Annotated in this window: 23 protein-coding genes; 7 read left to right on the forward strand and 16 right to left on the reverse strand. The window is 57.3% G+C overall.

Features of this window, described 5'->3' with window-relative positions; genetic code table 11:
- Positions 1-20: 20 nt before the first annotated feature.
- The 8 genes from bglG to mhbT all read right to left on the reverse strand — a co-directional run bounded on the left by bglG (position 21) and on the right by mhbT (position 8,776).
- Positions 21-854, reverse strand: coding sequence for a transcriptional antiterminator BglG (bglG, locus tag EDF75_RS10500; protein WP_045855861.1), 834 nt, complete (start codon positions 852-854; stop codon positions 21-23).
- Positions 855-1,031: 177 nt separating this feature from the next.
- Complete coding sequence (locus EDF75_RS10505) at positions 1,032-2,396, reverse strand: carbohydrate porin (RefSeq protein ID WP_133599097.1); 1,365 nt, start codon at positions 2,394-2,396, stop codon at positions 1,032-1,034.
- Between the two features lie 357 nt (positions 2,397-2,753).
- On the reverse strand, positions 2,754-3,686 hold the full coding sequence (dusC, locus tag EDF75_RS10510) for a tRNA dihydrouridine(16) synthase DusC (protein ID WP_045856435.1): 933 nt from the start codon (positions 3,684-3,686) through the stop codon (positions 2,754-2,756).
- A gap of 109 nt (positions 3,687-3,795) precedes the next feature.
- Positions 3,796-4,989 carry a 3-hydroxybenzoate 6-monooxygenase gene (locus tag EDF75_RS10515; protein WP_133599099.1) on the reverse strand — a complete coding sequence of 398 codons (1,194 nt, stop codon included), beginning with the start codon at positions 4,987-4,989 and terminating at the stop codon, positions 3,796-3,798.
- An 11-nt stretch (positions 4,990-5,000) separates the two neighbouring features.
- Positions 5,001-5,645 carry a maleylacetoacetate isomerase gene (gene maiA, locus EDF75_RS10520; protein WP_133599101.1) on the reverse strand — a complete coding sequence of 215 codons (645 nt, stop codon included), beginning with the start codon at positions 5,643-5,645 and terminating at the stop codon, positions 5,001-5,003.
- 8 nt (positions 5,646-5,653) lie between these two features.
- Positions 5,654-6,352, reverse strand: a complete 699-nt coding sequence (locus tag EDF75_RS10525) for a fumarylacetoacetate hydrolase family protein (protein ID WP_133599103.1) — start codon at positions 6,350-6,352, stop codon at positions 5,654-5,656.
- A 16-nt stretch (positions 6,353-6,368) separates the two neighbouring features.
- Positions 6,369-7,406, reverse strand: coding sequence for a gentisate 1,2-dioxygenase (gtdA, locus tag EDF75_RS10530; protein ID WP_133599105.1), 1,038 nt, complete (start codon positions 7,404-7,406; stop codon positions 6,369-6,371).
- An 11-nt stretch (positions 7,407-7,417) separates the two neighbouring features.
- On the reverse strand, positions 7,418-8,776 hold the full coding sequence (gene mhbT, locus EDF75_RS10535; RefSeq protein ID WP_133599107.1) for a 3-hydroxybenzoate transporter MhbT: 1,359 nt from the start codon (positions 8,774-8,776) through the stop codon (positions 7,418-7,420).
- Positions 8,777-8,902: 126 nt separating this feature from the next.
- Between mhbT and EDF75_RS10540 the strand changes: the two genes are divergently transcribed.
- From EDF75_RS10540 to sanA, 5 genes are all read left to right on the forward strand, one after another.
- A complete protein-coding gene (locus EDF75_RS10540; protein ID WP_041146471.1) occupies positions 8,903-9,814 on the forward strand; it encodes a LysR substrate-binding domain-containing protein in 912 nt (303 codons plus the stop codon).
- Positions 9,815-9,940: 126 nt separating this feature from the next.
- On the forward strand, positions 9,941-10,345 hold the full coding sequence (locus EDF75_RS10545) for a CidA/LrgA family protein (protein ID WP_041146472.1): 405 nt from the start codon (positions 9,941-9,943) through the stop codon (positions 10,343-10,345).
- Positions 10,335-11,030 carry a CidB/LrgB family autolysis modulator gene (locus tag EDF75_RS10550; RefSeq protein WP_123709330.1) on the forward strand — a complete coding sequence of 232 codons (696 nt, stop codon included), beginning with the start codon at positions 10,335-10,337 and terminating at the stop codon, positions 11,028-11,030. The genes EDF75_RS10545 and EDF75_RS10550 overlap by 11 nt, the downstream gene beginning before the upstream one ends.
- A 128-nt stretch (positions 11,031-11,158) precedes the next feature.
- A complete protein-coding gene (gene cdd, locus EDF75_RS10555; RefSeq protein WP_133599109.1) occupies positions 11,159-12,043 on the forward strand; it encodes a cytidine deaminase in 885 nt (294 codons plus the stop codon).
- A gap of 127 nt (positions 12,044-12,170) precedes the next feature.
- The gene (sanA, locus tag EDF75_RS10560; protein WP_045855872.1) at positions 12,171-12,884 is read left to right on the forward strand and encodes an outer membrane permeability protein SanA; all 714 of its coding nucleotides are present in this window, start codon (positions 12,171-12,173) and stop codon (positions 12,882-12,884) included.
- 71 nt (positions 12,885-12,955) lie between these two features.
- On the opposite strand, the gene mglC is transcribed toward sanA, so the two are convergent.
- From mglC to folE, 6 genes are all read right to left on the reverse strand, one after another.
- Positions 12,956-13,966, reverse strand: a complete 1,011-nt coding sequence (gene mglC, locus EDF75_RS10565) for a galactose/methyl galactoside ABC transporter permease MglC (RefSeq protein WP_041146477.1) — start codon at positions 13,964-13,966, stop codon at positions 12,956-12,958.
- Between the two features lie 15 nt (positions 13,967-13,981).
- Positions 13,982-15,502, reverse strand: a complete 1,521-nt coding sequence (mglA, locus tag EDF75_RS10570) for a galactose/methyl galactoside ABC transporter ATP-binding protein MglA (protein WP_133599111.1) — start codon at positions 15,500-15,502, stop codon at positions 13,982-13,984.
- A 248-nt stretch (positions 15,503-15,750) separates the two neighbouring features.
- Positions 15,751-16,749, reverse strand: a complete 999-nt coding sequence (gene mglB / locus EDF75_RS10575) for a galactose/glucose ABC transporter substrate-binding protein MglB (protein ID WP_133599113.1) — start codon at positions 16,747-16,749, stop codon at positions 15,751-15,753.
- 294 nt (positions 16,750-17,043) lie between these two features.
- Positions 17,044-18,066: an HTH-type transcriptional regulator GalS gene (gene galS, locus EDF75_RS10580; protein WP_133599115.1), complete on the reverse strand. Its 1,023-nt coding sequence runs from the start codon at positions 18,064-18,066 to the stop codon at positions 17,044-17,046.
- Between the two features lie 155 nt (positions 18,067-18,221).
- Entirely contained in the window at positions 18,222-19,379 is a 1,158-nt protein-coding gene (yeiB, locus tag EDF75_RS10585; protein WP_133599117.1) for a DUF418 domain-containing protein YeiB, read from the reverse strand.
- A 16-nt stretch (positions 19,380-19,395) separates the two neighbouring features.
- Entirely contained in the window at positions 19,396-20,064 is a 669-nt protein-coding gene (folE, locus tag EDF75_RS10590; protein WP_041146481.1) for a GTP cyclohydrolase I FolE, read from the reverse strand.
- Positions 20,065-20,509: 445 nt separating this feature from the next.
- On the opposite strand from folE, the gene fghA reads away from it, so the two are divergent.
- Both fghA and EDF75_RS10600 read left to right on the forward strand, forming a co-directional pair.
- Positions 20,510-21,346 carry an S-formylglutathione hydrolase gene (gene fghA / locus EDF75_RS10595; RefSeq protein ID WP_133599119.1) on the forward strand — a complete coding sequence of 279 codons (837 nt, stop codon included), beginning with the start codon at positions 20,510-20,512 and terminating at the stop codon, positions 21,344-21,346.
- A gap of 238 nt (positions 21,347-21,584) precedes the next feature.
- Positions 21,585-23,570: a ligand-gated channel protein gene (locus tag EDF75_RS10600; protein WP_133599121.1), complete on the forward strand. Its 1,986-nt coding sequence runs from the start codon at positions 21,585-21,587 to the stop codon at positions 23,568-23,570.
- 62 nt (positions 23,571-23,632) lie between these two features.
- Here the strand turns inward: EDF75_RS10600 and EDF75_RS10605 are convergent, their stop codons facing one another.
- Both EDF75_RS10605 and yieE read right to left on the reverse strand, forming a co-directional pair.
- Positions 23,633-25,102: an amino acid permease gene (locus EDF75_RS10605; protein ID WP_133599123.1), complete on the reverse strand. Its 1,470-nt coding sequence runs from the start codon at positions 25,100-25,102 to the stop codon at positions 23,633-23,635.
- A 189-nt stretch (positions 25,103-25,291) separates the two neighbouring features.
- A complete protein-coding gene (gene yieE, locus EDF75_RS10610; protein WP_095100714.1) occupies positions 25,292-26,158 on the reverse strand; it encodes a DNA-binding transcriptional regulator YeiE in 867 nt (288 codons plus the stop codon).
- Positions 26,159-26,295 lie beyond the last annotated feature (137 nt).

Here is a 26,295-nt window from a genome sequence, read left to right on the forward strand (position 1 = left end):
CAATTTTTGGTCGCTGGAGGCTAACGCCCCTCTTTTCTTACCCGTTCAATATGAATGGCAAGAAACATAATCTCTTCCGTCGTCAGCTGCCGCTGATAGCTTTTCTGCAGATGTCGAGCCACGGTTTCCGCACACTTCCACGCCCTGGGGTAGTTGTCCTTCACCGCGCTGTGCAGCGTCACGTCATCATCTTCCACCACCGTGCGGGTCAGCATCCGCTGGGCGAAGAACTTCAGGTGGGTAACAAAGCGCTGGTAGCTTAACGACTCTTCGTCATAGTTCAGCTGCAGCTGATACTTCACCAGCTGCAGAATTTCCTGCATCACCCGGGTGACGTGCATCACTTCCGGCATTTCGCTGTTGAGCTGGGCGGTAACCAGATGCAGGGCAATAAACCCGGCCTCGTCTTCGGCCAGCTCAACGCCGAGCCGCCGGGCAATAATCGCCCGCGCCTCCTGCCCCAGCTCAAACTCTTTCGGATACAGCCGCTTAATTTCCCACAGCAGGACGTTGCGGATGGTCACGCCGTTTTTCTGCCGCTCAATGGCGAAGTGGCAGTGATCGGTCAGGGTGATGTACAGGCTCTCCTGCAGTTTGCCCAGCCGCCCGCGCGCCAGCTCAATAATTCGGTCGCAGGTGGTCATCACTTCCAGCGGTATCTGGCTGAGTAACTCCCCCAGGCGGCCCACCAGCTCATCGCTGTGCAGCGCGAAGACCTTTTCAATTTTACTTTCATCCAGCGAGTCGCCGACGCGTTTCTGAAAGGCGAGCCCTCGCCCCATTACGACCTGCTCGCGCTGCTGCTCGTCGAGAATAACCACCACATTGTTATTAAGAACTTTGGCGATTTGCATATGAACCCCGGAAACAAAAAAACCTGACCCCCGACAAATGCCAGGAAATCAGGTTTTGCCTGCCTAAGCAGTAGCAATCCAACTCCAGCACTGTAGCAACTTCTTTCTTTGTCTCAACTACCCAGGCAGAGAAACGTGATACAGATCGCGGCTAACAGCGTATCGCCGCGGCGTTTTTTAGAAAGTGACCACCGTTTTCCACTCCACCACCCACGCATCCTGGGTCTCTGCGACGCCGCCGGGACGGTGCCAGTACTGCAGGCCTGGCTGCAGCTCGAGCCAGGAAATTGGGCGGAAGCGGTAATAGAGTTCGGCGTTCAGCGAATGTCCGGCCACCGGCTGATAGCTGGCATCATAGTAGTCCGTGGCGCCGCTGATTTGGTTCATATAGCGCTGATTGCGGGCGTAGCTGTCGCTCATATCCATCCAGGTCAGGCCAAAGCCAATCCAGTCCGCCGGTCGGGCGTCAAACAGGCCGCGATAGCGCATCGAGGCGGCCACGGCGGTATGAATATAGTTGCTGCGCTGGTCGCTGTAGCTGCCGCTCAGCGACAGGCTCATGCCGCGCTCAGGATCGTCGGCGTGCCGGGTGACCTGCTGGTTGAGCCCGCCGTACAGGAACCAGGTCCGGTTATGCTGAGCATAGCCGTCGGGGTCCGTCGCGCCGGGGCCGCCGGATTTGCCGTAATAGAGATCGCTCTGCGGCGCGTTGGTGAACAGCACGCCAAGGTTATAGGCGCCAGGCAGGTCGTTAATCGTCGGGCGAGCCTCAATTTCCAGCGGCAGCAGCACGCCTTTACTGCCTTTCGTCGACCAGCTCCACGCGTGGCTGCGGGAAGCGGCCTGCGGGTTCTGCTCCATCACCCCGCCCTTCAGGGTGAGCGTCGGCATCAGCTTATATTCGAAGGTGGTCCCCCAGGTATGCACGTTCCAGTTATTCCACGTCAGCGAGTTGGCGGATTTACCGCCGCACTGCGAGAGCAGCTGGAAGTCGCAGGGAATGATCTGATCGAACGTCTGCACTTTGTTCATCATGCCGATTCGCCAGGTCAGGCGCCGGTCGTCAAAGCTGCGGGCGAAGGTGAGCCAGCCGAGGCGGGTAATGGACTGCCCGCCCCAGCTCTCCTGGGAGAGATCGTTAAAGTTAACCCGCGGATCCTGCAGCCGCCTGGTGGTCAGATTGTCGTCGTGGTTACGGTTGACGATATTCCCTTCGATGCGCGCGTCGGGGATCCCGGTCCAGCGCTCGAGATCCTGGTTAAAGGTCAGCGCCAGCTGGTCGATATAGGCCAGATGCTTATCATGGTTGTAGCCGCCGCCGGCGTTATAGCCCATTTCATTGAGATAGCCGAGGTTATAATTAAATCCCAGATCGGTAAGTATCGGGCGAATGCCTGCCATATCACCCAGCAGCCCTTTTTGCGGGTTTTCAAAACCTAACACGCTACCGTTCCACGCCGGCGGTTGCGCAGCCAAGGCCGGCGGCGTCAATAGTGAAAATGCCAGCAGAGAGAACAGGCGATTTATTTTTTTATCGTTCATAGATATATCCAACCTGACTGAGTAAAGGTAATAGCTGTCCGCAGGCAATAAAATTGCCCGTTTTTAATTTATTTTTTTATTTTTGGAGAAAGGGGCGTTGTCGGTCATTAAACCGCTTAGCCGCATCGCACCTTTATTTACAACTCATTGTTTTATTTAATAATTAAACCCCCCATAAATTGAAGGCAAAAAAAAACCTAAGCACTCCCCACCACGACTGGCGGAAGTGCTTAGGTTTTGCCTGTAATCAGTAGCAACCCTGAATATTAGAACGGCACAATATCACTCCCTTAGTGAAATTCCCATCAGCAGAAACTTCCTAAGTAATAATCTGTGAGCGAATTAACACTCCTGAGATTAATAACGGGCGATAGCGGCGGCAATTTCGGCAGAGGTTTTTAGGGTACGGATCTCATTAAATACCCCCAGCGCTTCGGTATATTCTTTACGTAAATAGCTGAGCCACTGCTTGATGCGGGCTACGTGATAGAGGCCGGTATCGCCCTGCTTTTCCAGACGGGTATATTTTTGCAGCAGCAGCACGACCTGCGGCCACGGCATCCGCGGTTCGTTGTATTTTATCACCCGGCTTAAGTTCGGCACGTTCAGCGCTCCCCGGCCGATCATCACCGAGTCGCAGCCGGTGGCCGCCAGGCACGCCTGCGCGCTCTGCCAGTCCCAGATTTCGCCGTTGGCCACCACCGGGATCGTCAGACGGCGGCGGATCTCGCCGATCGCCTGCCAGTTGATGCTCTCCGCCCTGTAGCCCTCTTCTTTGGTGCGTCCGTGAACCACCAGCTCGCTGGCGCCCGCCTGCTGTACGGCGTCGGCAATTTCAAACCGCCGCTCGCCGCTGTCCCAGCCGAGGCGCACTTTTACGGTCACCGGCAGGTGGTCAGGCACCGCTTCACGCATGGCCTTCGCGCCGCGATAAATCAGCTCCGGATCCTTCAGCAGCGTCGCGCCGCCGCCGCTGCCGTTAACCAGCTTTGACGGGCAGCCGCAGTTCAGGTCAACGCCCCACGAGCCGAGCTCCACCGCCCGGGCGGCGTTCTCCGCCAGCCACTGCGGATACTGCCCGAGCAGCTGCACGCGCACGCGGGTTCCGGAGGGCGTCCGGCTGTGGTGATGCAGCTCCGGGCAGAGTCGGTAAAACGATTTTGCCGGCAGCAGCTGGTCCACCACGCGCAAAAATTCGGTGATGCACAGATCGTAATCGTTGACTTCGGTCAGCAGCTCGCGCACCAGCGAATCGAGCACGCCTTCCATCGGCGCCAGTAATACCCGCATATTGTTATTCATTGCCCGGAAAAAAAGAGGCGCTATGTTAGCGCCTCTCCGTGCCGGTTGAAAGGGCTCCGTGCGGGTTTTCCCGCCGCCGGCGCCGCGGTGGCCTGCGCTAGCGCGGCTGCAGGCAGTTATCTTCCTTCCAGCCGTACAGCCACTCGATGCCGCGATAGAACTCGGCCTGGGTTTTGCCCTTCCACAGCAGGTTGCGTACCTGGCGTTCGACGCCTGCGGCATGGTAGATCCGCCCCATTTCCCGAGTTGACCAGACGATGCGCGCGGTGCGCGGAATTCGCACCGATTCATACAGCGCAAACGCGCGGGCGGCATCGCCGTCGCAGTGCGCCAGCGCTTTGCCAAGGGTGACCGCATCCTCCAGCGCCATGCAGGCGCCCTGGGCCATATACTGCGCCACCGGATGGGCCGCGTCACCGACCAGAGTGATACGCTCGTTGCCCCACTTCTCGACCGGTTCGCGATCGGCGGTGGACCAGCGCCGCCACGAGGTGGGTTTATCCAGCATCTGCCTTGGGCGCGGATGGATCCCCTGGAAGTAGGAGAGCACCTCCTCTTTGCTGCCGTCGCGTACGCCCCACTCCTCCTGCTGGCGGCTGTGGAACGTCACCACCAGGTTATACTGCTTACCGCCGCGCAGCGGGTAGTGCACCAGATGGCAGTGCGGCCCGGCCCACAGCACCGGCGCGTTGATGCGCAAATCTTCCGGCATATCCGCCGCTTCAACCACCGCCCGGTACACCACGTGGCCGGTGACCCGCGGCGAGTCGTCCAGCAGGCTCTGGCGGACCACCGACTTCACGCCGTCGCAGCCGATCAGGATATCCGCACTCCAGCCGTTGCCGCGATCGTCAAATACCGTCACCTCGTCGGCGCTCTGGCGGATATCGACCACCTGGGTTGAGGTGCGGTACTCCACGTCGGGATGGGTTAACGCCGCTTCCCAGACGGTGGCATGAATATCTGCCCGATGGATAACCGCGTAGGGGCCGCCAAAATGGTCGCGGAAAGCCTGCCCGGTTTTAATCTGCACCACCTCTTCGCCATTCACCGCATCCATCATGGTGATGTGATCGGTGAAGACGGCGCGCTGGCGGGCTATTTCGCCCACGCCCAGGCTATCCAGCGCCGAAAAGGCGTTGGGGCCAAGCTGGATGCCGGCGCCAATTTCGCCGATCTCATGGGCCTTCTCCAGCAGCATCACCTTGATGCCCTGGCGCGCCAGGGAGAGCGCCGTCGCCGCGCCGCCAATTCCCCCGCCGACAATCGTTGCTCGCGTCACTTTCGCCATGCTCTGTCCCCCTAGGCCGGAATTTTGTCTTGTTGATTTTCCGGCGCGGCGGCGATAAACGCCGGAAGCCGGGTACAGGCGTCATAGACCGCCTGGCAGCGCGGATAGTGGCTCAGGTCGCAGCCCATGCGCTGGGCGTTGGCCCACTGCGGCACCAGGCAGCAGTCGGCCAGCGTCGGCGTCTCGCCGACGCAGAACGCGCCGGACCGGGCGTGGCGCAGCAGCTGCTCCACCGCGCTGAGCCCCTGCTGGACCCAGTGCGCATACCAGCGCTGTTTGTCCTCTTCGCTCACCTTCAGCTCATCGCTAAGGTAGCGCAAAACGCGCATGTTATTAATCGGATGAATATCGCAGGCGATGGCGTAGACGATCTCCAGCACCCGCATCCGCGCCGGATCCTGCTGGGGCAACAGCGGCGTCTGCGGATAGTGCCGGTCGAGCCAGTCGGCGATCGCCAGCGACTGGCCCAGGGATTCGCCCTCGTCGGTCATCAGCGTAGGCACCAGCCCGACCGGATTCAACCGTCGGTACTCGAGGGCGTTTTGCTGGCCGATACGAATATTGACGCCCACGCTCTGGTAGGCGATCCCCTTCAGCGCCAGGGCGATACGCACCCGGTATGAAGCGGAGCTATTGAAAAAACTGTATAGCTTCATCGCTCACCTCATACCACGCGCACGGCGATGGGCGTCAGGCCATCCACGCCGCCGCTAATCACATCCCCTTTCACTACCGCGCCAACGCCTTCCGGGGTGCCGGTGAAAATCAGGTCGCCGGGCTGCAGCTCGAAGAAGCCGGAGAGATAGCTGATGGTTTCGTTAACCGACCAGATCAGATGGCGAATATCGCTACGCTGATGGTCTTCGCCGTTCACCTGCAGCCAGATCGCCGCCTCATTGACCGTCACGCTATCCGCTCTGTGCAGCGGCGCAACCGGCGCGGAGAGATCGAACGCCTTGCCGATTTCCCACGGACGCCCCATCTGGCGCATTTCCATCTGGCGGTCGCGGCGGGTCATATCGAGGCCGGTCGCGTAGCCCCAGATATAGTCGTGAGCCTGCTCCAGCGGAATATCGCTGCCGCGCTTGCCGATCGCCACCACCAGCTCGATTTCGTAGTGGTAGTTGTCCGTCTGCGCCGGATAGGGCAAATCGAGGGTTTCGCCTGCGGCAACCGCCACCACCGCATCGGCCGGTTTACAGAAGAAAAACGGCGGCTCGCGGTCCGGGTCAAAGCCCATTTCACGGGCGTGAGCGGCATAGTTACGCCCCACACAGTAGACGCGGCGCACGGGGAACTGTTCATCGCTGCCGACAACGGGAACGGTAACCGGGGCCTGGGGAGCAAAAACGTATTGAGTCATGATCGAGTCCTTATGATTAGTAGCGCGCTTCGCGGAACAGGCCGAGGGTTTCCTGGACCGGGCGGTCCGAGAAGCTGAATAACACCGTCTCCTGCGCTGCGGTGAAAGAGACGCCGTGCCAGGTCGGCACCACGAAGATGTCTTTCGCCTGGAAGGTAAAGGTTTGCTCGCCGACGGTAACCTGCCCGCTCCCTTCGACGACGTGGTAGATAGTGCTGTCGGTGGTTTTCGCGGTCCGCGAGCTAAAGCCTTTAGGCAACAGCTGCAGGAACGCGCCCATTGACGGCATCGGGTAGCCGCCGGTGAGCGGATTGACGTAGCGCATTTTGTAGCCGTCCCACTCGTCGGCGGCCCCCATGTTTGTCAATTCATGCAGCGCATCGCGGCTGCGGTCATAGCGATAGTTAAAGATCGGCGAGGAGTTGCCCACCTGGTGGCGCAGCGGCAGCATATTGGCGGCGTAGCGCGGCAAATAGTCGCCCTCCTTGCGGGTGACCGGCTGCTGATCCTCAGGGTAATCTTCGGCAAAGCCGCAGCCCAGATAGTTCACCAGCGGCAGGTCGAGGCCGTCGAGCCAGATAACCGGCTCATCGCCGGGGTTGCCGTGGTCGTGCCAGCGCCACTGCGGAGTGAGAATAAAGTCGCCGGGACGCATCGCCGTCCGCTCGCCGTCAACGGCGGTAAAGGCCCCTTCGCCCTCCACGACGAAACGCAGCGCCGACTGATTATGTCGATGGCTCGGCGCCACCTCGCCGGGCATGATCAGCTGCAAACCCGCATACAGCGAGGAGGTAATAGAGGAGTGGCCGCGCAGGGCCGGGTTCTCCAGCACCAGCACCCGGCGCACCGCTTCTTTGGCGCCAATCAGCCGGCCGCTTTCCAGCAGCAGCGGGCGAATTTCCTGATAATTCCAGTAGGCCGGCGCGCAGTTGGCGTTCGGCGTTTTCGGCACCAGATGATGCAGCGACTCCCACAAAGGCGTCAGGTTCTGGCCCGATATATGCTCGTAAAACTGCTGGCGACCGCCGGGAACTTCCGTTGCGTGCTGAGACATGATTGTTCTCCTTATTTATTCACGATGCCCGCGGAGGGCAGCGCGTCGGGTACGGTAATCGGATTGCGGACCACCAGGGTCAGCAAAATCAGCATTCCTGCGCTAATCGCGGCCGGAACGGCGATGACGAAAAACAGGGTATCGAATGAGAAATTCATCGCCATCATCATGCCGCCGGAGAGAGAGCCGACGATGGCTCCGCAGCGGCCGACGGCGTTTGACCAGCTGACGCCGGTGGCGCGGCTCTGGGTCGGATAGAGCGTGGCCGTCAGCGCGTTAAGACCCACCTGCGAACCGCTGACGCCAATCCCGGTGCCGAAAATCGCCAGCGCCATCAGCCACAGGCCATTCTCGCTAAGGCCAATCATCACGATGCAGACCGCGCCCAGGCAGTAGCTCAGCGCCAGCACCCGATACGGATTGAAGCGATCCATCAGCACGCCGAGCAGCAGCGCGCCGAAGGTGCCGCCAATCTGGAAAGCGGCGGTGACCCATGAGGCATGCTGCAGGTCGATGCCGCGATGGTTGAGCAGCGTCGGCATCCAGCTGGAAAGCAGGTAGATAATCAGCAGGCTCATAAAGAACACCACCCACAGCATCAGGGTAATGGGCAGTTGGCGGCCAACGAAAAGCTGGCCGATGCTGCCTTTGGCGCCGGTGGCCGGTTCATCCAGCCAGAAATGGGTGTGCTCATAGCGCTCGCCGGTAATGGCGCCGACGGTCTTCGCAATCACCGGCTGCGGCAGCCGGCGGCGGATCTGCCAGCGCGGGGATTCCGGCAGCACCGCCAGCAGCGCCGCGGCCAGCAGCAGAGGCAGAACGCCGCCTAGCGCCAGGATGCCGTGCCAGCCAATCTGCGCCACCAGCTGGGCGCTGACCACGCCGCCTAACGCTGAACCGAGGGTAAAGCCGCAAAACATCAGGGTCACCAACGCGCCGCGCCGCCGGGCGGGCAGATACTCCGAGGTCATGGTAATGGTGTTCGGCATCGCCCCGCCGAGGCCAAGGCCGGTGAGGAAGCGCAGGATAACCAGCGTCTCAAGGTCGGGGGAAAAGGCCGAAAGCAGGCTAAACAGGCCAAATAGCGCGACGCAGAACTCAATGACCCGCTTGCGACCGAAGCGGTCGGAAAGCGGACCGCACAGCAGAGCGCCGGCGGTTAAGCCCAGCAGGCCTGCGCCAAACAGCGGCGCGAGCTCGCTGGCGCTGAGCTGCCAGTGGGCGCGAATATCGGGGGCGATAAAACCAATGGCGGCGGTATCAAAACCGTCAAGCATGACCACCAGAAAACAGCAGATAATCACGCGCCACTGCCGGGCACCTATCGGAGCGGCGTCCAGCAGCGTTTGCAATTCACGTCGTTGAGTCATCGTTATGCCTCAGTGTAGGGAGGAGGAGATGTTGTATTTATTTCTTTTATGTTGCGATTTTGTAACCCAGGCGATGAAATGTACAATGGTATCTCGGGCATAGACATAACCTGGAGGTTATAGCTAATGGCAAACTGGACGCAAAAACTGAAGCTGCATCATCTGCAAATGCTGGTGGCGCTCGGCGAGCAGGGCAACCTGACGCAGGTGGCGAAAATGATGAATATTACCCAGCCCGCGCTCTCTAAATGGCTGACTCAGTTTGAAGAAGAGGTCGGCATGCTGCTGTTCGAACGCCATAGCAAAGGCCTACGCCCCTCCGAAGGCGGCAAGCTGCTGCTGCAGCACGCCCAGAGGCTGATCAACGATATGTCCCGCTCGCAGTATGAGATCGAGCGCTTTAAACAGGGCGGGCTGGTGGGTAGCCTGATGATCGGCTGTTCGCCGGTGGCCACCGACTGCGTTGCGCTGGCCATTCTCTCGCTGCTCAAGGAGATGCCGAGCCTGCATCTGAACATTGAGGAAAAGGTGATGACCCCCCTGCTTCACGATCTGCTCTCCGGAGTGGTGGACGTCGTGGTGGGACGGGTGGGCGGACGGGCGCTGGAGCTGCCGCTTAACTATCGGGTGCTGTACACCGAGCCGGTGTGCTTCGTCGCCCGCCCCGATCACCCGCTGGCGCAGATGCCGAGCCTCGGCTGGGCCGACCTCGCCCACTGGCGCTGGATAGTCTGGCCAACCGGCACGCCGATCCGCCTGAGCATTGACAACGCCCTGGTGGATAACGGCGTTATGCTGCCGGAAAATACCATCGAGTCGGCGTCGATGAACGTCACCAGCAATCTGCTGCAAAGCAGCGATATGATCTCTATTCTTTCTTTACGTCTGGCGCAGCGCTTTGCCGAACAGCAGCAGCTGGCAATTCTTAATTTGCCGCGCATCGAACAAAAAGGTAGCGTCGGGGTATTCTGGCGAAAAAGTGAAACGCCATCGCTTGCCCTCAGCCGGTTTCTTGATTATTTATCGCAGGCATCGTAGCCGTGTCGCTGCCCGCGCGGGGCTTCCATTTATCTATCCCCGCTATGCGTATTATTCATGATGTGATCGGTAGCACATTTCCGGGTTTAATTGTATGATGAATGCGGTTCATCAAGGGTTATTACCATGAGTCAATCACTGATTATTATCTGGCAGTATCTGCGGGCTTTTGTGCTGATTTACGCCTGCCTGTACGCCGGGATTTTTATCGCCTCCCTGCTGCCCATCACCATCCCCGGCAGCATTATCGGGATGCTGATTTTGTTCGTCCTGCTGGCGCTGCAGATTATGCCGCCGAAGTGGGTTAATCCCGGCTGTAACGTGCTGATTCGCTATATGGCGCTGCTGTTCGTGCCCATCGGCGTGGGCGTAATGCAGTACTGGGATTTGCTCCGCGCTCAGCTCGGCCCGGTCGCCGTCTCCTGTACCATCAGCACGCTGGTCGTTTTTCTGGTTGTCAGCTGGAGCTCTCACCTGGTGCACGGCGAACGCAAAGTGGTCGGCCAAAAAGGAAGCAAAAATGATGCATGAAATCTGGTGGTCACTGCCGCTGACGCTGATCGTGTTTTTCCTCGCCCGCAGGCTGGCAGCGCGCTTTAAATTTCCGCTGCTCAACCCGCTGCTGGTGGCGATGGTGGTCATCATCCCTTTTCTGCTGCTGACCGGCATCTCCTACGATCGCTATTTTCAGGGCAGTAAGATCCTCAACGATCTGCTGCAGCCTGCGGTGGTGGCGCTGGCCTTTCCTTTATACGAGCAGCTCCACCAGATTCGCGCCCGCTGGAAATCGATTATTACCATCTGCTTTATCGGCAGCGTGGTGGCGATGGTCACCGGGACCACCGTGGCGCTGTTAATGGGCGCAACGCCGCAAATCGCCGCGTCGATCATGCCGAAATCGGTCACCACGCCGATTGCGATGGCGGTCAGCGGCAGCATTGGCGGTATTCCGGCAATCAGCGCGGTATGCGTTATCTTCGTCGGCATCCTCGGCGCGGTTTTCGGCCATACGCTGCTCAACCTGATGCGCATCCGCACCAAGGCCTCACGCGGCCTGTCGATGGGTACCGCCTCGCACGCGCTGGGCACCGCGCGCTGCGCGGAGCTGGATTACCAGGAGGGGGCCTTCAGCTCGCTGGCGCTGGTGCTGTGCGGAATTATTACCTCCCTGGTTGCGCCGTTTTTGTTCCCGGTCATTTTAGCCGCGGTGGGATAAATTGTGATTAAAGTCACATTTATTAATGCAACGCAATGGAGTTGCACAAACAATGAGATATTAATCACATATACAGGCCATCGCCGCCCGTACACTAGATTTCCATTACATTGTTATGAGGCAACGCCATGCACCCACGTTTTCAAGCTGCTCTCCCTCAACTGACGGCAGACCTGCAGACGGCAATCGCCCCGATGCTGACCGACCCGCATTTCCCGGCCATGCTCGATGCAGACCAGGTCGCCGCGCTGCAAAGCGCAACCGGCCTCGACGAAGACGCGCTGGCCTTTGCCCTGCTGCCGCTGGCCGCCGCCTGCGCGCGCGCCGACCTCTCGCATTTTAACGTTGGCGCTATCGCGCGCGGCGTCAGCGGGCGCTGGTATTTCGGCGGCAATATGGAATTCCTCGGCGCGACCATGCAGCAAACCGTCCATGCGGAGCAGAGCGCCATCAGCCATGCGTGGCTACGCGGCGAAAAATCCCTGCTGGCCATCACCGTTAACTACACGCCCTGCGGCCACTGTCGTCAGTTTATGAATGAGCTCAACAGTAGCCAGGTGCTGCGCATCCACCTGCCGGGCCGCGAGGCGCATTCGCTGCAGCACTATCTGCCGGACGCGTTTGGTCCTAAGGATCTGGAGATCAAAACGCTGCTGATGGACGAGCAGGATCACGGCTTCCCGCTGAGCGGCGACGCGCTGGCGCAGGCGGCGATCCGGGCGGCAAACCGCTGCCACATGCCCTACAGCCAGTCGCCGTCGGGCGTCGCGCTGGAGCTGAAGGACGGCACGCTCTTCTCCGGTAGCTATGCCGAAAACGCCGCCTTTAACCCGACGCTGCCGCCGCTGCAGGGCGCCCTCAACCTGCTCAGCCTGAACGGCTATGATTATGCCGATATCCAGCGGGCCATTCTCGCCGAGAAAGCCGATGCGCCGCTGATCCAGTGGGATGCCACCGCGGCCACGCTGAAAGCCCTCGGCTGTCACAGTATTGACCGCGTGCTGCTCGGTTAAATCACCCATAAAACGGGCCTCGGGCCCGTTTTGTTGAAAATCCCCGCAATCAAACGATGGTTTCTTGCTCTTGCCCGGCGGGTAAAGTAGCCTGAACACTTCATTGTCTACCGTTGAGCCCAGGTTAATGTTAAAGCGTGTGTTATACAGCCTGTTAGTCCTGTTCGGCCTGCTGCTGTTGACCGTGCTGGGTCTTGACCGCTGGATGAGCTGGAAAACCGCGCCCTATATCTACGATGAACTGCAGGATCTGCCCTACCGTCAGGTTGGGGTGGTGCTCGGCACCGCCAAGTACTACCGCACCGGGGTCATCAATCAATACTACCGCTACCGTATTCAGGGCGCGCTCAACGCCTACAACAGCGGCAAGGTGAACTATCTGCTGCTCAGCGGCGATAACGCGCTGCAGAGCTATAATGAGCCGATGACGATGCGCCGGGACCTGATTAAAGCTGGCGTCGATCCGGCAGATATCGTGCTCGACTACGCCGGCTTCCGCACCCTCGACTCTATCGTGCGGACCCGCAAGGTGTTCGACACCAACGATTTTATTATCATCACCCAGCGCTTCCACTGCGAGCGCGCGCTGTTTATCGCCCTGCATATGGGCATTCAGGCGCAGTGCTATGCGGTCCCGTCGCCAAAAGATATGTGGAACGTGCGGCTGCGTGAGTTCGGCGCGCGCTTTGGCGCCCTCGCGGACCTCTACGTGTTCAAACGTGAGCCGCGTTTTCTGGGCCCGCTGATCCCGATTCCGTCGCAGCAAGAGGTTCCTCAAGGGGCGCAGTCCTATCCGGCGGTAACGCCTGAGCAGCTGCTGGAGCTGCAAAAAGAGAAGTAGCGGGCCGCGCCGTACGATAAGACAGCCAAAAAAAAGCCCGCGCAGTGCGCGGGCCTGATAAGCATCGAACGTTATTTTTTGCGCGCGTATTTCAGCGAATCCAGCGCAACGGCGAAGATAATAATGGCGCCCTTGATAATATACTGCCAGTACGGGTTCACGCCGATATAGGTCAGCCCGTAGTTAATCACCGTAAAGATGATAACGCCGGTAACCACGCCGAACACGGTACCCACGCCGCCGCTGAAGGAGACGCCGCCGACGACGCAGGCCGCAATCGCATCCAGCTCGTACATAAAGCCGAGGTTGTTGGTAGCGGAGCCAATTCGCCCGGCCTCCAGCAGCCCGCCGAAGGCGTAAAACACGCCGGACAGGGCATAAATCATCAGCAGGTTAAGGGCCACGTTAACCCCTGAAACCTTCGCCGCTTCCGGGTTGCCGCCGATAGCAAAGATGTTTTTGCCGAAGCGGGTTTTGTTCCACAGGATCCAGACGAAGAAGACGGCAATCAGCGCGTAGAAGGTAATATACGACAGGCGGAACGTCCCCAGCGCAATAAACCCTTGAGCGAAGTGCGAGAAGTGGCTGTCAAATCCGGAAACCGGCGAGGCGCCAACAAAATCGTAGTACAGGGAGTTGATCCCATAAACGATGATCATGGTGCCCAGGGTAGTAATAAACGGCGTTACGTTAAGGTAGGCGATGATAATGCCGTTAATCAGGCCAATCACCGCACCAATCGCGCACACCAGCAGGATCACCAGCGGAATTGGCATGGTTGCCATATCCGGGAAGACCTTGTTGGCGTTATCCACCGCCTGCAGCATCGTTGCGGCGATAACCGCCGCCAGGCCAACCTGACGTCCGGCTGACAGGTCGGTCCCCTGAGTGACGATGAGCCCCGCGACGCCCAGCGCGATAATAATACGCACCGAGGACTGGGTCAGAATGTTACTTAAGTTGAGTAAACTTAAGAAGGTGGGATCCTGGAAAATAATAATGGCCAGCAGGACCAAAAGAACAACGTAAATCCCACCATCCTTCAGGTAGGTGAGAAAACTCTTTTTATTTAATGCGCTCATCGCAAGCCCCTGATCTTAAAGATGCAACGACGCAAGACGTAAAATTTCGTTTTGCGTAGTGGTTTTTGTCTCAACAATTCCGGCAACGAGACCGTTGCTCATTACCAGAATACGGTCAGTAATACCCAGCAGCTCCGGCATCTCGGAGGAAATAATAATGATCCCTTTCTCTCTTTTTGCCAGCTCGGCAATCAGCTGATAGATTTCAAACTTAGCGCCGACGTCAATCCCGCGGGTCGGTTCATCAAGCATCAAAATCTCCGGCTGGGTTAACAGCCAGCGGCCGATAATAACCTTCTGCTGGTTACCGCCGGACAGCGAACCAATTTGCGTATGCTGCCCTGGAGTCTTCACGCGCATGGAGTCAATAACCCATTGGGTATCGCTTTTCATGCGTGAGTTATCCAGCAAACCGACCCTATTTTTATATTTCTTAATATTGGAGATCAGGGAGTTAAAGCCGATATCGAGATAAGCGTAAATCCCGGTAGAGCGGCGCTCTTCGGTAACCAGCGCAAAGCCGTGGTTAATGGCTTCGTTGGCGCTATGGTTATTAATTTTCTTACCGTGGAGCTTGATCGTCCCGCTGGCCTTTTCGCGAATGCCGAATAGGGTCTCAACGATATCGGTACGCTTGGCCCCCACCAGCCCGGCCACGCCGAGGATTTCGCCCTTGTGCAGGTCGAAGGAGACGTCGCGGATCGACGGCTGACGCAGAGACGTCAGGTTGCGCACCTCAAGAATCACCTCGCCCGGCGTATTTTCACGGTTCGGGAAACGCTGGTTCAGAGAGCGGCCGACCATCATGGCGATGATCTTATCCATGTCCAGTCCTTCCAGCGGCTGGGTGGCAATCCACTGGCCGTCGCGCAGGATGGTTATCTCATCGCACAGCTGGAAAATCTCTTCCATTTTGTGGGAGATATAGACAATGCCGCAGCCGCGTTCTTTCAGCTTACGGATGATCTTAAACAGATGGTTGACCTCTTTTTCGGTCAGCGACGACGTCGGCTCGTCCATAATGACGATTTTGGCGTCATAGGAAAATGCCTTCGCAATTTCAATCATCTGCATTTGTGATACCGATAGCGTCCCCACGCGCGCGCGCGGGTCAATATCAATATCCAGTTCATCAAATATCGCTTTGGTATCGCGATACATTTTGTCCTGATCGACAAACATGCCCTTGGTGGGATAACGCCCCAGCCACATGTTGTCCATTACCGAACGTTGTAATACTAAGTTTAATTCCTGGTGAACCATTGAGATGCCGTTTTCCAGGGCTTCTTTCGCCGAATGGAAGTCGATCTCTTTTCCCTGAAAAAGAATGCTGCCGGAATCTTTTTGATAGATCCCAAAAAGGCATTTTAATAATGTCGATTTTCCCGCGCCGTTCTCGCCCATTAATGCATGAATAGAATGAGGACGGACCTTCAGGTTGACATTATCGAGTGCCTTGACGCCAGGAAATGATTTGTTGATGCTGCTCATTTCCAACAAAAATTCGCCCGACCGTTCGCTATTATTACTGACCATAGTTATACCTGGCTGCGTTCATGCACACCCTTAGCTGACGAATTAGCGCCAAAATAAGGGTCTGGTTCTGTATCAGGAATAATCGGGCGTAGCGGCTGGCGATCCTTCAGGCTGCCATTTTACCGGCGGCGTTGGTCTCAACGCTTCCCGAGTGATTTTATTTATAGCTGATACGCCCGTACATCTACTCGATAAATATCGAGCTGCGAAATGGTATTCTCCCGCAGCTCGAAACCGAGTATTAAATATTATTTGCCGATAAACTGGCTCAGATTGTCTTTATCTACGCCAACGTAAGGAACGCGAACGATTTTATTTTCAATCTTCCAGCTGGTGCCTGCAGCCGGCTCTTTGCCGTCCGCCAGGTTTTTCGCCAGATCGAACGTGGCTTTTGCCTGGTTATTGGCATCGTTCAGCACGGTACCGGCCATTGCACCGGATTTAACCAGCGCCAGCGCTTCTGGTAAGGCATCAACGCCGAAGACCGGAATGCTGCTCTTGTTGTGCGCTTTCAGGGCTTCTACCGCACCCATTGCCATCGCATCGTTGTTGGCGATAACCACTTCAATTTTGTTAGCGTTAGGGCCAGAGAGCCAGGCGTCCATTTTGTCTTTCGCCTGAGCGGTGTCCCACATCGCGGTATCCAGCTGCAGCTGCTGGGTTTTCAGACCTTTGTCATTCAGCTCTTTAATGACGTAGGTGGTACGCGCTTCAGCATCCGGATGGCCCGGCTCGCCTTTCAGCAGCACATACTGAATCTGGCCGTCTTTGTTCAGATCCCAGCCGGCGTTGGCTTTCCAGTGTTTAGCGATCAGATCGCCCTGGATAATACCGGACTCTTTAGAGTCGGTACCGACGTAAAACGCCTTGTCATAGCTGTCCAGCGCTTTACGGGAAGGCTCTTTGTTAAAGAACACGACCGGGACGTTCTGTCCGCGCGCTTTATCGATAACGGTGCCTGCAGCGGCCGGATCCACCAGGTTAATGGCCAGCGCCTTGACGCCTTTTGCCAGCAGGACGTCAATCTGATCGTTCTGTTTGGACTGGTCGTTTTGCGAGTCGTTCATCAGCAGCTGAACGTCCGGCGCTGATTTGCCGTCTTTCTCAATGGCCTTACGCACCACCGACATAAAGTTGTCGTCATATTTATAAATGGTTACGCCGATGCGGGTATCAGCTGCGTGTGCCGCGGCGCCAAATAACATACTCGCCATAACTGCAGACAGGGTTAACACCTTCTTATTCATGGAATCTCCGGTTTTTTTTATGCAGGGTCATTGGTGTGAAAACGGCTGGCGGGAAGTTGTTACATTAACGTTACCGCACAACAAGGTTCACGACTGTAAATTCTGTCTTCCGTGTAGGGTAACGCTCCAAAGGTACGGCTTTACTCGCAGTTTAGCGCCTTGTTCCCGTTGTAAAAGTGATTAATCACCGTGACAAAATGGTCAGGACTGGTAAACGCGGCCATCATAATCAGTTGAATGTTAATATACTGTGAATTTACTCACAGATTGAAAGCGGTTACATCCCCGCCCTTTTCAGTTAGTGATCGGCCCCACAATTTGCCGCTGGGTCACCGAATGGCGACGCACCAGGGTCGGCATAAAGCAGTGGCGAGCGTCATGGTCGAGTTTCCCCGCAGCCCCCAGTAGCGCCAGCTCGGTGGCAAGTTTTGCCATCGACATAATAGGATAGCGCACCGTCGTCAGCTGTGGGTCGGTGTAACGAGAAATAGGGATATCATCAAAGCCAATCAGCGACAGATGTTGCGGCACGACAATGCCGTTATCTTTCAGCGTGGTCAGCGCACCGGCCGCCATGCTGTCGTTGTAGGCGAAAACGGCGGTGAGGCCTAAATTACGCCCCAGCAGCTCGACCATTGCCGCCTCGCCGCCCTGCATATCCGGCGAGCCGGAGCCTACCCAGCTGTCGGGGGCAATAATGCTTTGTTCCTGTAACGCCCTGAACCACCCCTCCCGGCGCAGGGAGTCATCCTCAATGCCGTGATTTGAGGAGAGATAGCCGATCCGCTGGTGGCCGTGGTTGAGCAGCATCCGCGTGGCCATCAGCGCCCCGCTGACGTTATCCAGACCGACGCAGCGGTGCGCGTAGCCGGGCACAATGCGGTTAATCAGCACCATCCCCGGAATATGCTGCATGAAATCACCGAGCTCCTCGTCGCTCAGCGCCTTGGAGTGCACGATCAGCGCCGAACAGCGCTGGCGGATCAGCACTTCGATGGCGTTACGCTCTTTTTCCGCTTCATGGTAGCTATTGCCGATCAGCACGTATTTCTGATGCTGCTGGGCCACGGTATCCACCGCCTTCACCAGCGCGCCGAAAAAGGCATCCGATACGTCCATCACCACCACGCCGATGGTATCGCTGACCTGCGTCGCCAGCGCCTGCGCGTTGGCGTTGGGCCGGTAGCCCAGCTGCGTTACCGCTTTCATTACGCTTTCGCGCGTATCCGGGCTCACCAGCGCGCTATTATTCAGCACGCGCGAGACCGTCGCGACGGAAACCCCCGCCTGACGGGCGACATCACGAATGGTGATCATGCTCACCGACCTGTAGAGAATTGCAATACGTCACACCCACCTCCTGTGTTCAGCAAGGTGGCTATTCTGGCAGCGACGCGCGGCGCGCTACGTGAGTGAGGTCACACGCCTGAAAACGCTTACATTCATTTTGTTAACGATTGTGATCGAGATCGTTATCTGGATGTGTTCTTTAATGATGTCCCTGAGGCCCGCAGGGTAAGCTGACGCCACAGCCATTCAACCGGGCCCTGGCGGAAATGACGCAGCCAGAAGAGTGAGAATATGAGGTTTACCGCCCAAACCGGAACGACGAAGGCCAGCAGCTGCAGGCGGTCGAACTTCATAAACAGGCCAAGATGGTAAAAGAGCGTGGTGCAGATGAGGGTTTGTAGCAGGTAGTTGGTCAGCGCCATGCGCCCGACGCAGGCAATGGCGGTCACCAGACGCAGCTTACACAGCTGGGGCCAGAAGCCCCAAGCTAAAGAAGCGTAGCCAATGGTTTGCAGCGGCGCGCCGAGCTCGCGCGGCGCCTGCAGCAGGAACGCGCACCAGCGGGGATCCCAGGCGAGATACCACTGGGCGAAAATCGCCGGGATATTGACCGCCATTCCGGCGATGACCAGCAGGAGGCCGGTGCGCCGGTAGTGGCTGAGGCTGAACTGCCCTTTTAGCCAGCCGCTGCGCATCAGGGCGGCGCCCATCAGCATCATTCCCGCCAGCTGCCAGCCGTACTGCGCGCCGAGCGCCAGCAGGTTATCCGACAGCATATCCGCACGATTGCTTATCGCTTCGAAGCCGCCGTTCAGCTTCCAGTACTGCTCATACTGTAAATTTGCCGCGTCGGGCACCCAGGAGCGATTCGGCGCATTGCCGGAAATGACGCCAAGCAGCACCAGCACCGCCACGCCGATGACGTACAGCATCACGCCGGTATTAAAAAGGGATTTGAGGTGATGCGCATCGCGAATCATTCTCCAGGCCACCAGCCCCACCAGCGCATAGGCCAGCAGGATATCGCCATCCCAGAAAAAGAGCCCGTGGATAAACCCCAGCAGCGCCAGCAGCGTCAGACGCGACTGGATCCAGCGCTTGCCGCGAGGCAGCAGCATCTGAAGCCCGGCGCCAAACAGCAGGGCAAAGAGGGTCAAGAATTTCACCTGCGCCAGCAGGTCGAGAATAGCCCAGGTCCAGGCGTCGCTAACGGAGAGGCTCCCGGACCACGCCGGGTTGAGATAGGCCGCCTTCGGCAGGCCGAAGGCGTTAATATTCAGCAGCAGAATACCCAGGATGGCGACGCCACGAACGAAGTCCAGCGTGACGTTTCTTTCCATGTACCCTGCTCCGATTTTAGCTGTGGTGACGTACGGCGCGCAGGAACTCCTGGCGGGTATTCTGGCTGGATTTAAACAGACCGCCCAACGAGGTGGTTGTGGTGGCGCTGGTTGCATCGCGAATACCGCGCGCCTTCACGCAGTAATGCACCGCATCAATCGATACCGCCACGTTGCTGGTGCCCAGCAGGGTCTGCAGCGCGGTTAAGATCTGCTGCGTCAGGCGCTCCTGCACCTGCGGGCGCTGGGAGAAGAACTGCACGATGCGGTTGATTTTCGACAGGCCAATGACCGAATCTTTCGGAATATAGGCAACCGTCGCTTTACCATCAATCGTCACGAAGTGGTGTTCGCAGGTGCTGGTCAGGGTGATATCGCGCACGGTAACCATTTCATCAACCTGCATCTTGTTCTCGATGACGGTGATTTTGGGGAACCTGGCGTAGTCCAGTCCGGAAAAGATCTCATCGACATACATTTTAGCGATGCGATGCGGGGTTTCCATCAGACTGTCATCACTAAGATCAAGATTCAGCAGCTGCATAATCTCAGTCATGTGTCCGGCAATCAGACGCTTGCGAGTTTCATTATCTATTTCTTGTACTGGCGGACGCAACGGCGTCTCCAGCCCACGAGCGACCAGCGCTTCATGAACGAGTATGGCTTCTTTGCTCAGTGATGACATTTATGTTCTCCTGCAGGTGTGGCGCTCTTTGCTCTTCTGAGGGCAAAGTTTGCATGCATTGTGCGTGAGGTAGCGCACATAATCTAGTAGCCGAAACGATAATTATTGAAATTTGCGTGACCTATCGATAGCGCACGTATGGTCCCACGTCTCCCACATCGCGCCGGTCAATCGTCTAACGCCCGCCAGTTGCCACTTCCCGAATAAAAGAACGACTTCGCGTCATTCTCAATAGCACAGCCGCCGGAGCATGTTGGCTAAAAGTTGCATTAATGATGCAATATGTTCCCGAAAGGAGAAAGTGAAAGTTGCTCACGAGTGTATGAAATATCTGTATGATGAAAAATTACGTCCACATACGCAGAATCACCCAGCGGCCGCTACCGCTTATATTCGTAAAGTAGGGTCTGCAGACTCGCGTATCCCCTTTTCTGAGGAGCCCGGCATGGAATTGCTTGAAGAGCATCGCTGTTATGAAGGTCGGCAGCAACGCTGGCGGCATGACTCCACCACGCTGAACTGTTCAATGACGTTCAGCATCTTCTTACCCCCGCAGCGCGATAGCACGCCGCCGCCGGTTGTGTACTGGCTCTCCGGCCTGACCTGCAACGATGAGAACTTTACCACCAAAGCCGGCGCTCAGCGCATCGCGGCCGAGCTAGGCCTGGTCCTGGTGATGCCGGATACCAGCCCGCGCGGCGATAGCGTCGCCGACGATAGCGCCTACGATCTGGGCAAAGGCGCGGGGTTTTATCTCAACGCCACCGAAGCGCCGTGGTCCGCGCATTTTCGCATGTACGATTATCTTCGCGACGAGCTGCCGCAGCTGATTGGCGCACAGTTTAACGTTAGCGATCGCTGCGCAATCAGCGGCCACTCAATGGGCGGTCACGGTGCGCTTATTATAGCACTGAAGAACCCTGGCCGTTTCGCCAGCGTGTCGGCCTTTGCACCGATCGTCAACCCTGCCCGGGTGCCGTGGGGGCAAAAGGCGTTTAGCGCCTATTTGGGCGCCGACGAAGCCAGCTGGCAGGCGTGGGACAGCTGCGCATTGATGCAGGCCAGCCAGGCCAGCGACGCGATCCCCACGCTTATCGATCAGGGCGACAGCGACGCGTTCCTCGCCCAGCAGCTGCAGCCGGCGGTGCTGGCCGAAGTTGCGCGTCAAAAGGCGTGGCCGCTGACCCTGAGAATTCAGCCCGGCTACGATCATAGCTACTACTTTATTGCTTCCTTTATCGAAGACCACCTGCGTTTTCACGCTCAATATCTCATCAAATAAAACAGGAGGGCTGACGCCCTCCACCTTTACACACTCCTATCCTTCTGATTTTAAAATCATTTAACTCATTACAAAGTAAATACAAATGATTTCAATTATCATTAATGTTTACAAAATAACATTTTTTTGTACAATCCCTCCTTCTTCTCTCCATCATTCAGAGTTCTTACAAGACAAATAAATACGGTTCTCAGGGTTATCCCGATGGAGATTTATTCATTTGAAATGGAATGTAAAAATGACTATACCTCGCGTTAAGGTACTGGCCGCCGCCATTTACGCAGCCACCATCTCACCGCTTGTTCACGCAGCTGATTCAGACACCATGGTCGTGACGGCCACCGGTTTTGAACAAAAGATCCAGAATGCACCAGCCTCTATCTCCGTTATCTCCAAACAGCAGATTGAAGATAAGGCCTACCGCGACGTTACCGATGCGCTAAAAGACGTACCCGGCGTGGTGGTCACAGGCGGCGGAAGCAGCAGCGATATCAGCATCCGCGGCATGTCATCCCAGTACACCCTTTTCCTCGTGAACGGTAAGCGCGTCAGCACCCGCAGCACTCGCCCAAACAGCGATAACTCGGGAATCGAACAGGGCTGGCTGCCGCCTCTGGAGTCCATTGAGCGGATCGAAGTTATCCGCGGACCAATGTCCTCACTCTATGGCTCCGACGCCATGGGCGGGGTGATTAACGTCATTACCAAAAAAATCTCTAACACCAAGGCCTGGACCGGGTCGCTGCACGGCGACGCAACGTTCCAGGAAAATAACGACTCCGGCGACCTGTTCCAGAGCAACCTTTACGCTTCCGGCCCGTTGATTGACGGATTACTGGGGGCGAAAGTCACCGGCCTGCTCTCCCGCCGCGCGGAAGATAAAATCGAAAACGGCTTCAACGAGCAGAGAATGCGCAACGGCGGCGTCACGCTGAACTTCACGCCTGACGACAAAAACGACTTCGATCTCGACTACGCGCGCGAACTGCAGGATCGCAACAGCACGCCGGGAATGTCGATGGCGGAGGAGAGCTGCCGCGGCGATGTCTGTAAGCCAAACAGCAAAAGCGAATCCCGCTACGAACACACCACCTACTCGCTGACCCATAGCGGCTACTATGAGCACTTCAACACCACCAGCTATGCCCAGCAGGAAGAGACCAACAACCCCGGGCGCAAAATGAAGTCGTACAACACGACGCTCAATAACCAGAATCAGGTTTTCCTTGGCGATCACACCCTGACGCTGGGCGGCCAGTATCGCTATGAGAAGCTCAGCGATAAAGGCAACCAGCTGGAGGCGGCGGATGGACTAAGTAAGCTGACTCGCTGGAGCTGGGCGCTGTTTGCGGAAGACGAATGGGCGATGACCGAGAGCTTTACGCTCACCGGCGGCCTGCGCATGGATAAAGATGAAAACTACGGCACCAACTGGACGCCGCGCGGCTACGGCGTATGGCATCTGGCCGAGCAGTGGACGCTGAAAGGCGGCGTATCCGCTGGCTACCGCGCGCCGGATCTCCGTCAGTCCTCCGCCAACTGGGGCCAGGTCACCGGCGGCGGCCGTCTTGACGGTATTATCGTAGGTAATCCGGACCTCAAGCCGGAAAAAAGCCTGAGCGAAGAGATTGCTTTACTGTGGGATAACAACGACAACCTCAACGCCGGCCTTACGCTATTCAATACCGACTTTAAAAACAAAATTACCGAAGTTCGCCGCTGTAACAGCAAGTCCGACCCGGCCTGCACCATCGGCAATACCAGCTATGATTTCGTCAGCGATCGCGTCAACGTCGACAAGGCTAACATGCGCGGCGTGGAATCAACCTTCGGCTGGAAGATAACTCGCGATCTGAACTGGACGGCGAACTATACCTATACCCAGTCAGAACAGAAAAGCGGCCAGTTCTCCGGTAAGCCTTTAAATAAAATGCCGAAAAACATGTTCAATACCACCCTGGACTGGCAGGCCACGCCTGACGTCGGTTTCTGGAGTCGTTTGAACTTCCGCGGGAAAACCTCAGAGTATCTGAGCCGTACCTCGATGGCTCAGGGCACGCCTTCCTATACGCAGGTCGATCTGGGCTTACGCTATAACGCCAACAAAAACCTGCTGGTTTCCGCCGGGGTGTATAACGTTCTCGATAAGCAGATTGCTTACGATACCTACGATACGGTACTCGACGGCCGCCGCTATACCCTGGGCCTGACCTATAGCTTCTGATTATCTAATGACGAAAAAAAACCCCGGGGATCCGGGGTTTTTTTATGGGGCAATCAATAACGCTACTGCTTAAAACGCTGCGGGAACTTCATTTCGCTATAGCGGACAAAACGGGTGCCTTTGGCAAGCTTATAGCCAAACCAGATAACCAGGAACAGCGGAATACCGATATAGGTTGCCGCCACGCCGCCCCAGTCAATGGTGTCTTTCAGGAACGCTTCGTAGTTCTGGCCGAGAGTGATAATCAGGCACAGGACAAAGGCGAAGATCGGCCCAAGCGGGAAGAACCCGGAACGATACGGCAGATCGTTGATATCGTTGCCCTGCAGCACGTAGCCGCGGCGGAAACGATAGTGGCTGATGGCGATCCCCAGCCAGGCGATAAAGCCGGTCATCCCCGAGGTATTCAGCAGCCACAGGTAAACGGTCTGGTTGCCAAACATTGAGCTCAGGAAGCACAGCGCCGCCACGACCGTGGTGGCATACAGTGCGTTACGCGGCACGCCGCCGCGCGACAGCTTAGCGAAGATACGCGGCGCTTTGCCATCGCAGGCCAGGGTGTAGAGCATACGCGTAGAGGCGTACATTCCGGAGTTGCCCGCCGACAGCACCGCCGTCAGGATCACCGCGTTCATGATCGCCGCCGCAGACAGCAGACCCGCATGCTGGAACACCAGGGTAAACGGACTGACGGAAATATCCTTCACGTCGTTACGCAGCAGGCTCGGATCGGTATAAGGGATAATCAGGCTGATGATTAAAATCGCGAACACGTAGAACAGCAGAATACGCCAGAACACCTGGCGCACGGCGCGCGGAATGTTCTTCTCCGGGTTTTCTGATTCACCCGCGGCGATGCCGATAAGCTCGGTGCCCTGGAACGAGAAGCCGACGATCATCGCCACGCCAATCATCGCCGCAAAGCCGCCGGCAAACGGCGCATCATCGATACCCCAGTTACTCCAGCCCGCCGGCTGCGCGCCCTCAAAGATGCCGACGATCATCATCACGCCAACAACGATAAAGATGATGACGGTGGCGACCTTGATCAGCGAGAACCAGTACTCTGCTTCACCGAAGCCTTTGACCGAGATCCAGTTCAGCAGGAACATAATGCCGAGGAACAGCGCGCTCCAGATCCAGCCTGGGGCATCGGGGAACCAGTAGGTCATGACCAGCTGCGAGGCAACGAGGTCAACGGCGATGGTCACCGCCCAGTTATACCAGTAGTTCCAGCCCAGCGCGAAGCCGAAGCCCTCTTCGACATAGTTCTGACCGTAGGTGGCAAAGGAGCCGGACACCGGCATGTACGCCGCCAGCTCGCCAAGGCTGGTCATCAGGAAATAGACCATCAGACCGATCAGAATATAAGAAAGCAGCGCGCCGCCGGGGCCTGCCTGGGAAATAGTTGCACCGGATGCAACGAAAAGACCTGTACCGATGGAACCGCCAATAGCGATCATGGTCAAGTGACGCGCCTTCAGTTCACGGCGTAGGCCGGGCGCTTCTGTGGTTTTAGTATCCGAAACCATGTGAAAATGCTATCCATCAAAAAAACGAGGCGAGATTGTAGCAGACGATCGGCGATCCATCCGGTACAAATACAAAGTTATAAGAGAGGTTCATGATCGAACATGGATTATTAGTAAAGCACTAAATCGCGGAATTGCCAGCAATAATCCCCCGCCTCTCTTCATCCGAACGCCCCGGCCCCCGCGTTTTTACACCTCGCAGTAGCGCAGAAAACGCTGTAACGCTTTGGAAATATGCTTCTGGCGATGATGGATCCGCCACAGGGTGCGGGTTAACGGCGGTAGCGGCACGCTCAGCTCAACCAGCGATCCCACCTCCAGCTGTTCGGCGATAACCCGCCGCGAAAGGCAGCTAATTCCAAGTCCATGACGTACGGCATGCTTGATAGCCTCGGAGTTGCCTAGCTCCATCCCCAGCTGAAACGCCGGCAGGTGCGATAGCAGTAAATAGTCGACGATTTCCCGGGTGCCCGAGCCGTGTTCGCGCAGGATCCACGGCGCCTCCGCCAGCCGCTGTAGCGTCACTTCGCCCTCCAGCAGCGGCGATCCGGGAGCGGCAAACACCACCAGCTCGTCCGCCAGCCAGGGTTCGGCGATGATATCCGCCGCGTGGCACGGCCCCTCAATCAGCCCGATATCCACCCGCAGATCGGCCACGGCGTTAATCACGTCCTGGCTGTTGCCGACGCTCAGCTCCAGCGGCAGGTCGGGAAAATCGCGGCGGTAGCGGGCAATGATTTCCGGCAATATATAGTTGCCGATAGTGCTGCTGGCATAAACGCGGATCGCGCCGTTGTCGCCGCGAAACAGCTGCTCGATTTCAATAGCACGTTCCAGCAGCGCCAGCGCGCGCGGGTAGAGCAGCCTGCCGTGCTCGTTGACCACCAGCCGCTTGCCGACGCGATCGAAAAGCTGCACGCCCAGCTGCCCTTCCAGATCGGTCAACGCCGCGCTGACCGCCGACTGCGAAAGCGCCAGCATTTGCGACGCCTGGGTGGTTGAACCGCTCTTGAGAACTTCAGCAAAAACTTCCAGCTGCCGTAGCGTGATATGCATAACCCTTCCTTGCTCGTCTATCCGACATCACTCTTCGCCGTCCCGACCATCGGCGCGTAGCGCCGTACCGAGCCGCGAAGAGGCTTGTTTACCACTTATTACGATTGATTATAAATATATAATCAATTTTATATTTA

Source organism: Klebsiella sp. BIGb0149 (assembly GCF_004362605.1).
Lineage (GTDB): Bacteria > Pseudomonadota > Gammaproteobacteria > Enterobacterales > Enterobacteriaceae > Klebsiella > Klebsiella terrigena.

What these genes read in the sequence shown, in the direction of transcription:
- yieE (WP_095100714.1), bottom strand. Translation starts at nt 26,158, where the DNA reads ATGCATATCACGCTACGGCAGCTGGAAGTTTTTGCTGAAGTTCTCAAG.
- EDF75_RS10600 (WP_133599121.1), top strand. Translation starts at nt 21,585, where the DNA reads ATGACTATACCTCGCGTTAAGGTACTGGCCGCCGCCATTTACGCAGCC.
- maiA (WP_133599101.1), bottom strand. Translation starts at nt 5,645, where the DNA reads ATGAAGCTATACAGTTTTTTCAATAGCTCCGCTTCATACCGGGTGCGT.
- EDF75_RS10525 (WP_133599103.1), bottom strand. Translation starts at nt 6,352, where the DNA reads ATGACTCAATACGTTTTTGCTCCCCAGGCCCCGGTTACCGTTCCCGTT.
- mglB (WP_133599113.1), bottom strand. Translation starts at nt 16,749, where the DNA reads ATGAATAAGAAGGTGTTAACCCTGTCTGCAGTTATGGCGAGTATGTTA.
- EDF75_RS10605 (WP_133599123.1), bottom strand. Translation starts at nt 25,102, where the DNA reads ATGGTTTCGGATACTAAAACCACAGAAGCGCCCGGCCTACGCCGTGAA.
- gtdA (WP_133599105.1), bottom strand. Translation starts at nt 7,406, where the DNA reads ATGTCTCAGCACGCAACGGAAGTTCCCGGCGGTCGCCAGCAGTTTTAC.
- cdd (WP_133599109.1), top strand. Translation starts at nt 11,159, where the DNA reads ATGCACCCACGTTTTCAAGCTGCTCTCCCTCAACTGACGGCAGACCTG.
- EDF75_RS10545 (WP_041146472.1), top strand. Translation starts at nt 9,941, where the DNA reads ATGAGTCAATCACTGATTATTATCTGGCAGTATCTGCGGGCTTTTGTG.
- sanA (WP_045855872.1), top strand. Translation starts at nt 12,171, where the DNA reads ATGTTAAAGCGTGTGTTATACAGCCTGTTAGTCCTGTTCGGCCTGCTG.
- mhbT (WP_133599107.1), bottom strand. Translation starts at nt 8,776, where the DNA reads ATGACTCAACGACGTGAATTGCAAACGCTGCTGGACGCCGCTCCGATA.
- EDF75_RS10505 (WP_133599097.1), bottom strand. Translation starts at nt 2,396, where the DNA reads ATGAACGATAAAAAAATAAATCGCCTGTTCTCTCTGCTGGCATTTTCA.
- mglC (WP_041146477.1), bottom strand. Translation starts at nt 13,966, where the DNA reads ATGAGCGCATTAAATAAAAAGAGTTTTCTCACCTACCTGAAGGATGGT.
- folE (WP_041146481.1), bottom strand. Translation starts at nt 20,064, where the DNA reads ATGTCATCACTGAGCAAAGAAGCCATACTCGTTCATGAAGCGCTGGTC.
- fghA (WP_133599119.1), top strand. Translation starts at nt 20,510, where the DNA reads ATGGAATTGCTTGAAGAGCATCGCTGTTATGAAGGTCGGCAGCAACGC.
- mglA (WP_133599111.1), bottom strand. Translation starts at nt 15,502, where the DNA reads ATGGTCAGTAATAATAGCGAACGGTCGGGCGAATTTTTGTTGGAAATG.
- EDF75_RS10550 (WP_123709330.1), top strand. Translation starts at nt 10,335, where the DNA reads ATGATGCATGAAATCTGGTGGTCACTGCCGCTGACGCTGATCGTGTTT.
- bglG (WP_045855861.1), bottom strand. Translation starts at nt 854, where the DNA reads ATGCAAATCGCCAAAGTTCTTAATAACAATGTGGTGGTTATTCTCGAC.
- galS (WP_133599115.1), bottom strand. Translation starts at nt 18,066, where the DNA reads ATGATCACCATTCGTGATGTCGCCCGTCAGGCGGGGGTTTCCGTCGCG.
- EDF75_RS10540 (WP_041146471.1), top strand. Translation starts at nt 8,903, where the DNA reads ATGGCAAACTGGACGCAAAAACTGAAGCTGCATCATCTGCAAATGCTG.
- EDF75_RS10515 (WP_133599099.1), bottom strand. Translation starts at nt 4,989, where the DNA reads ATGGCGAAAGTGACGCGAGCAACGATTGTCGGCGGGGGAATTGGCGGC.
- dusC (WP_045856435.1), bottom strand. Translation starts at nt 3,686, where the DNA reads ATGCGGGTATTACTGGCGCCGATGGAAGGCGTGCTCGATTCGCTGGTG.
- yeiB (WP_133599117.1), bottom strand. Translation starts at nt 19,379, where the DNA reads ATGGAAAGAAACGTCACGCTGGACTTCGTTCGTGGCGTCGCCATCCTG.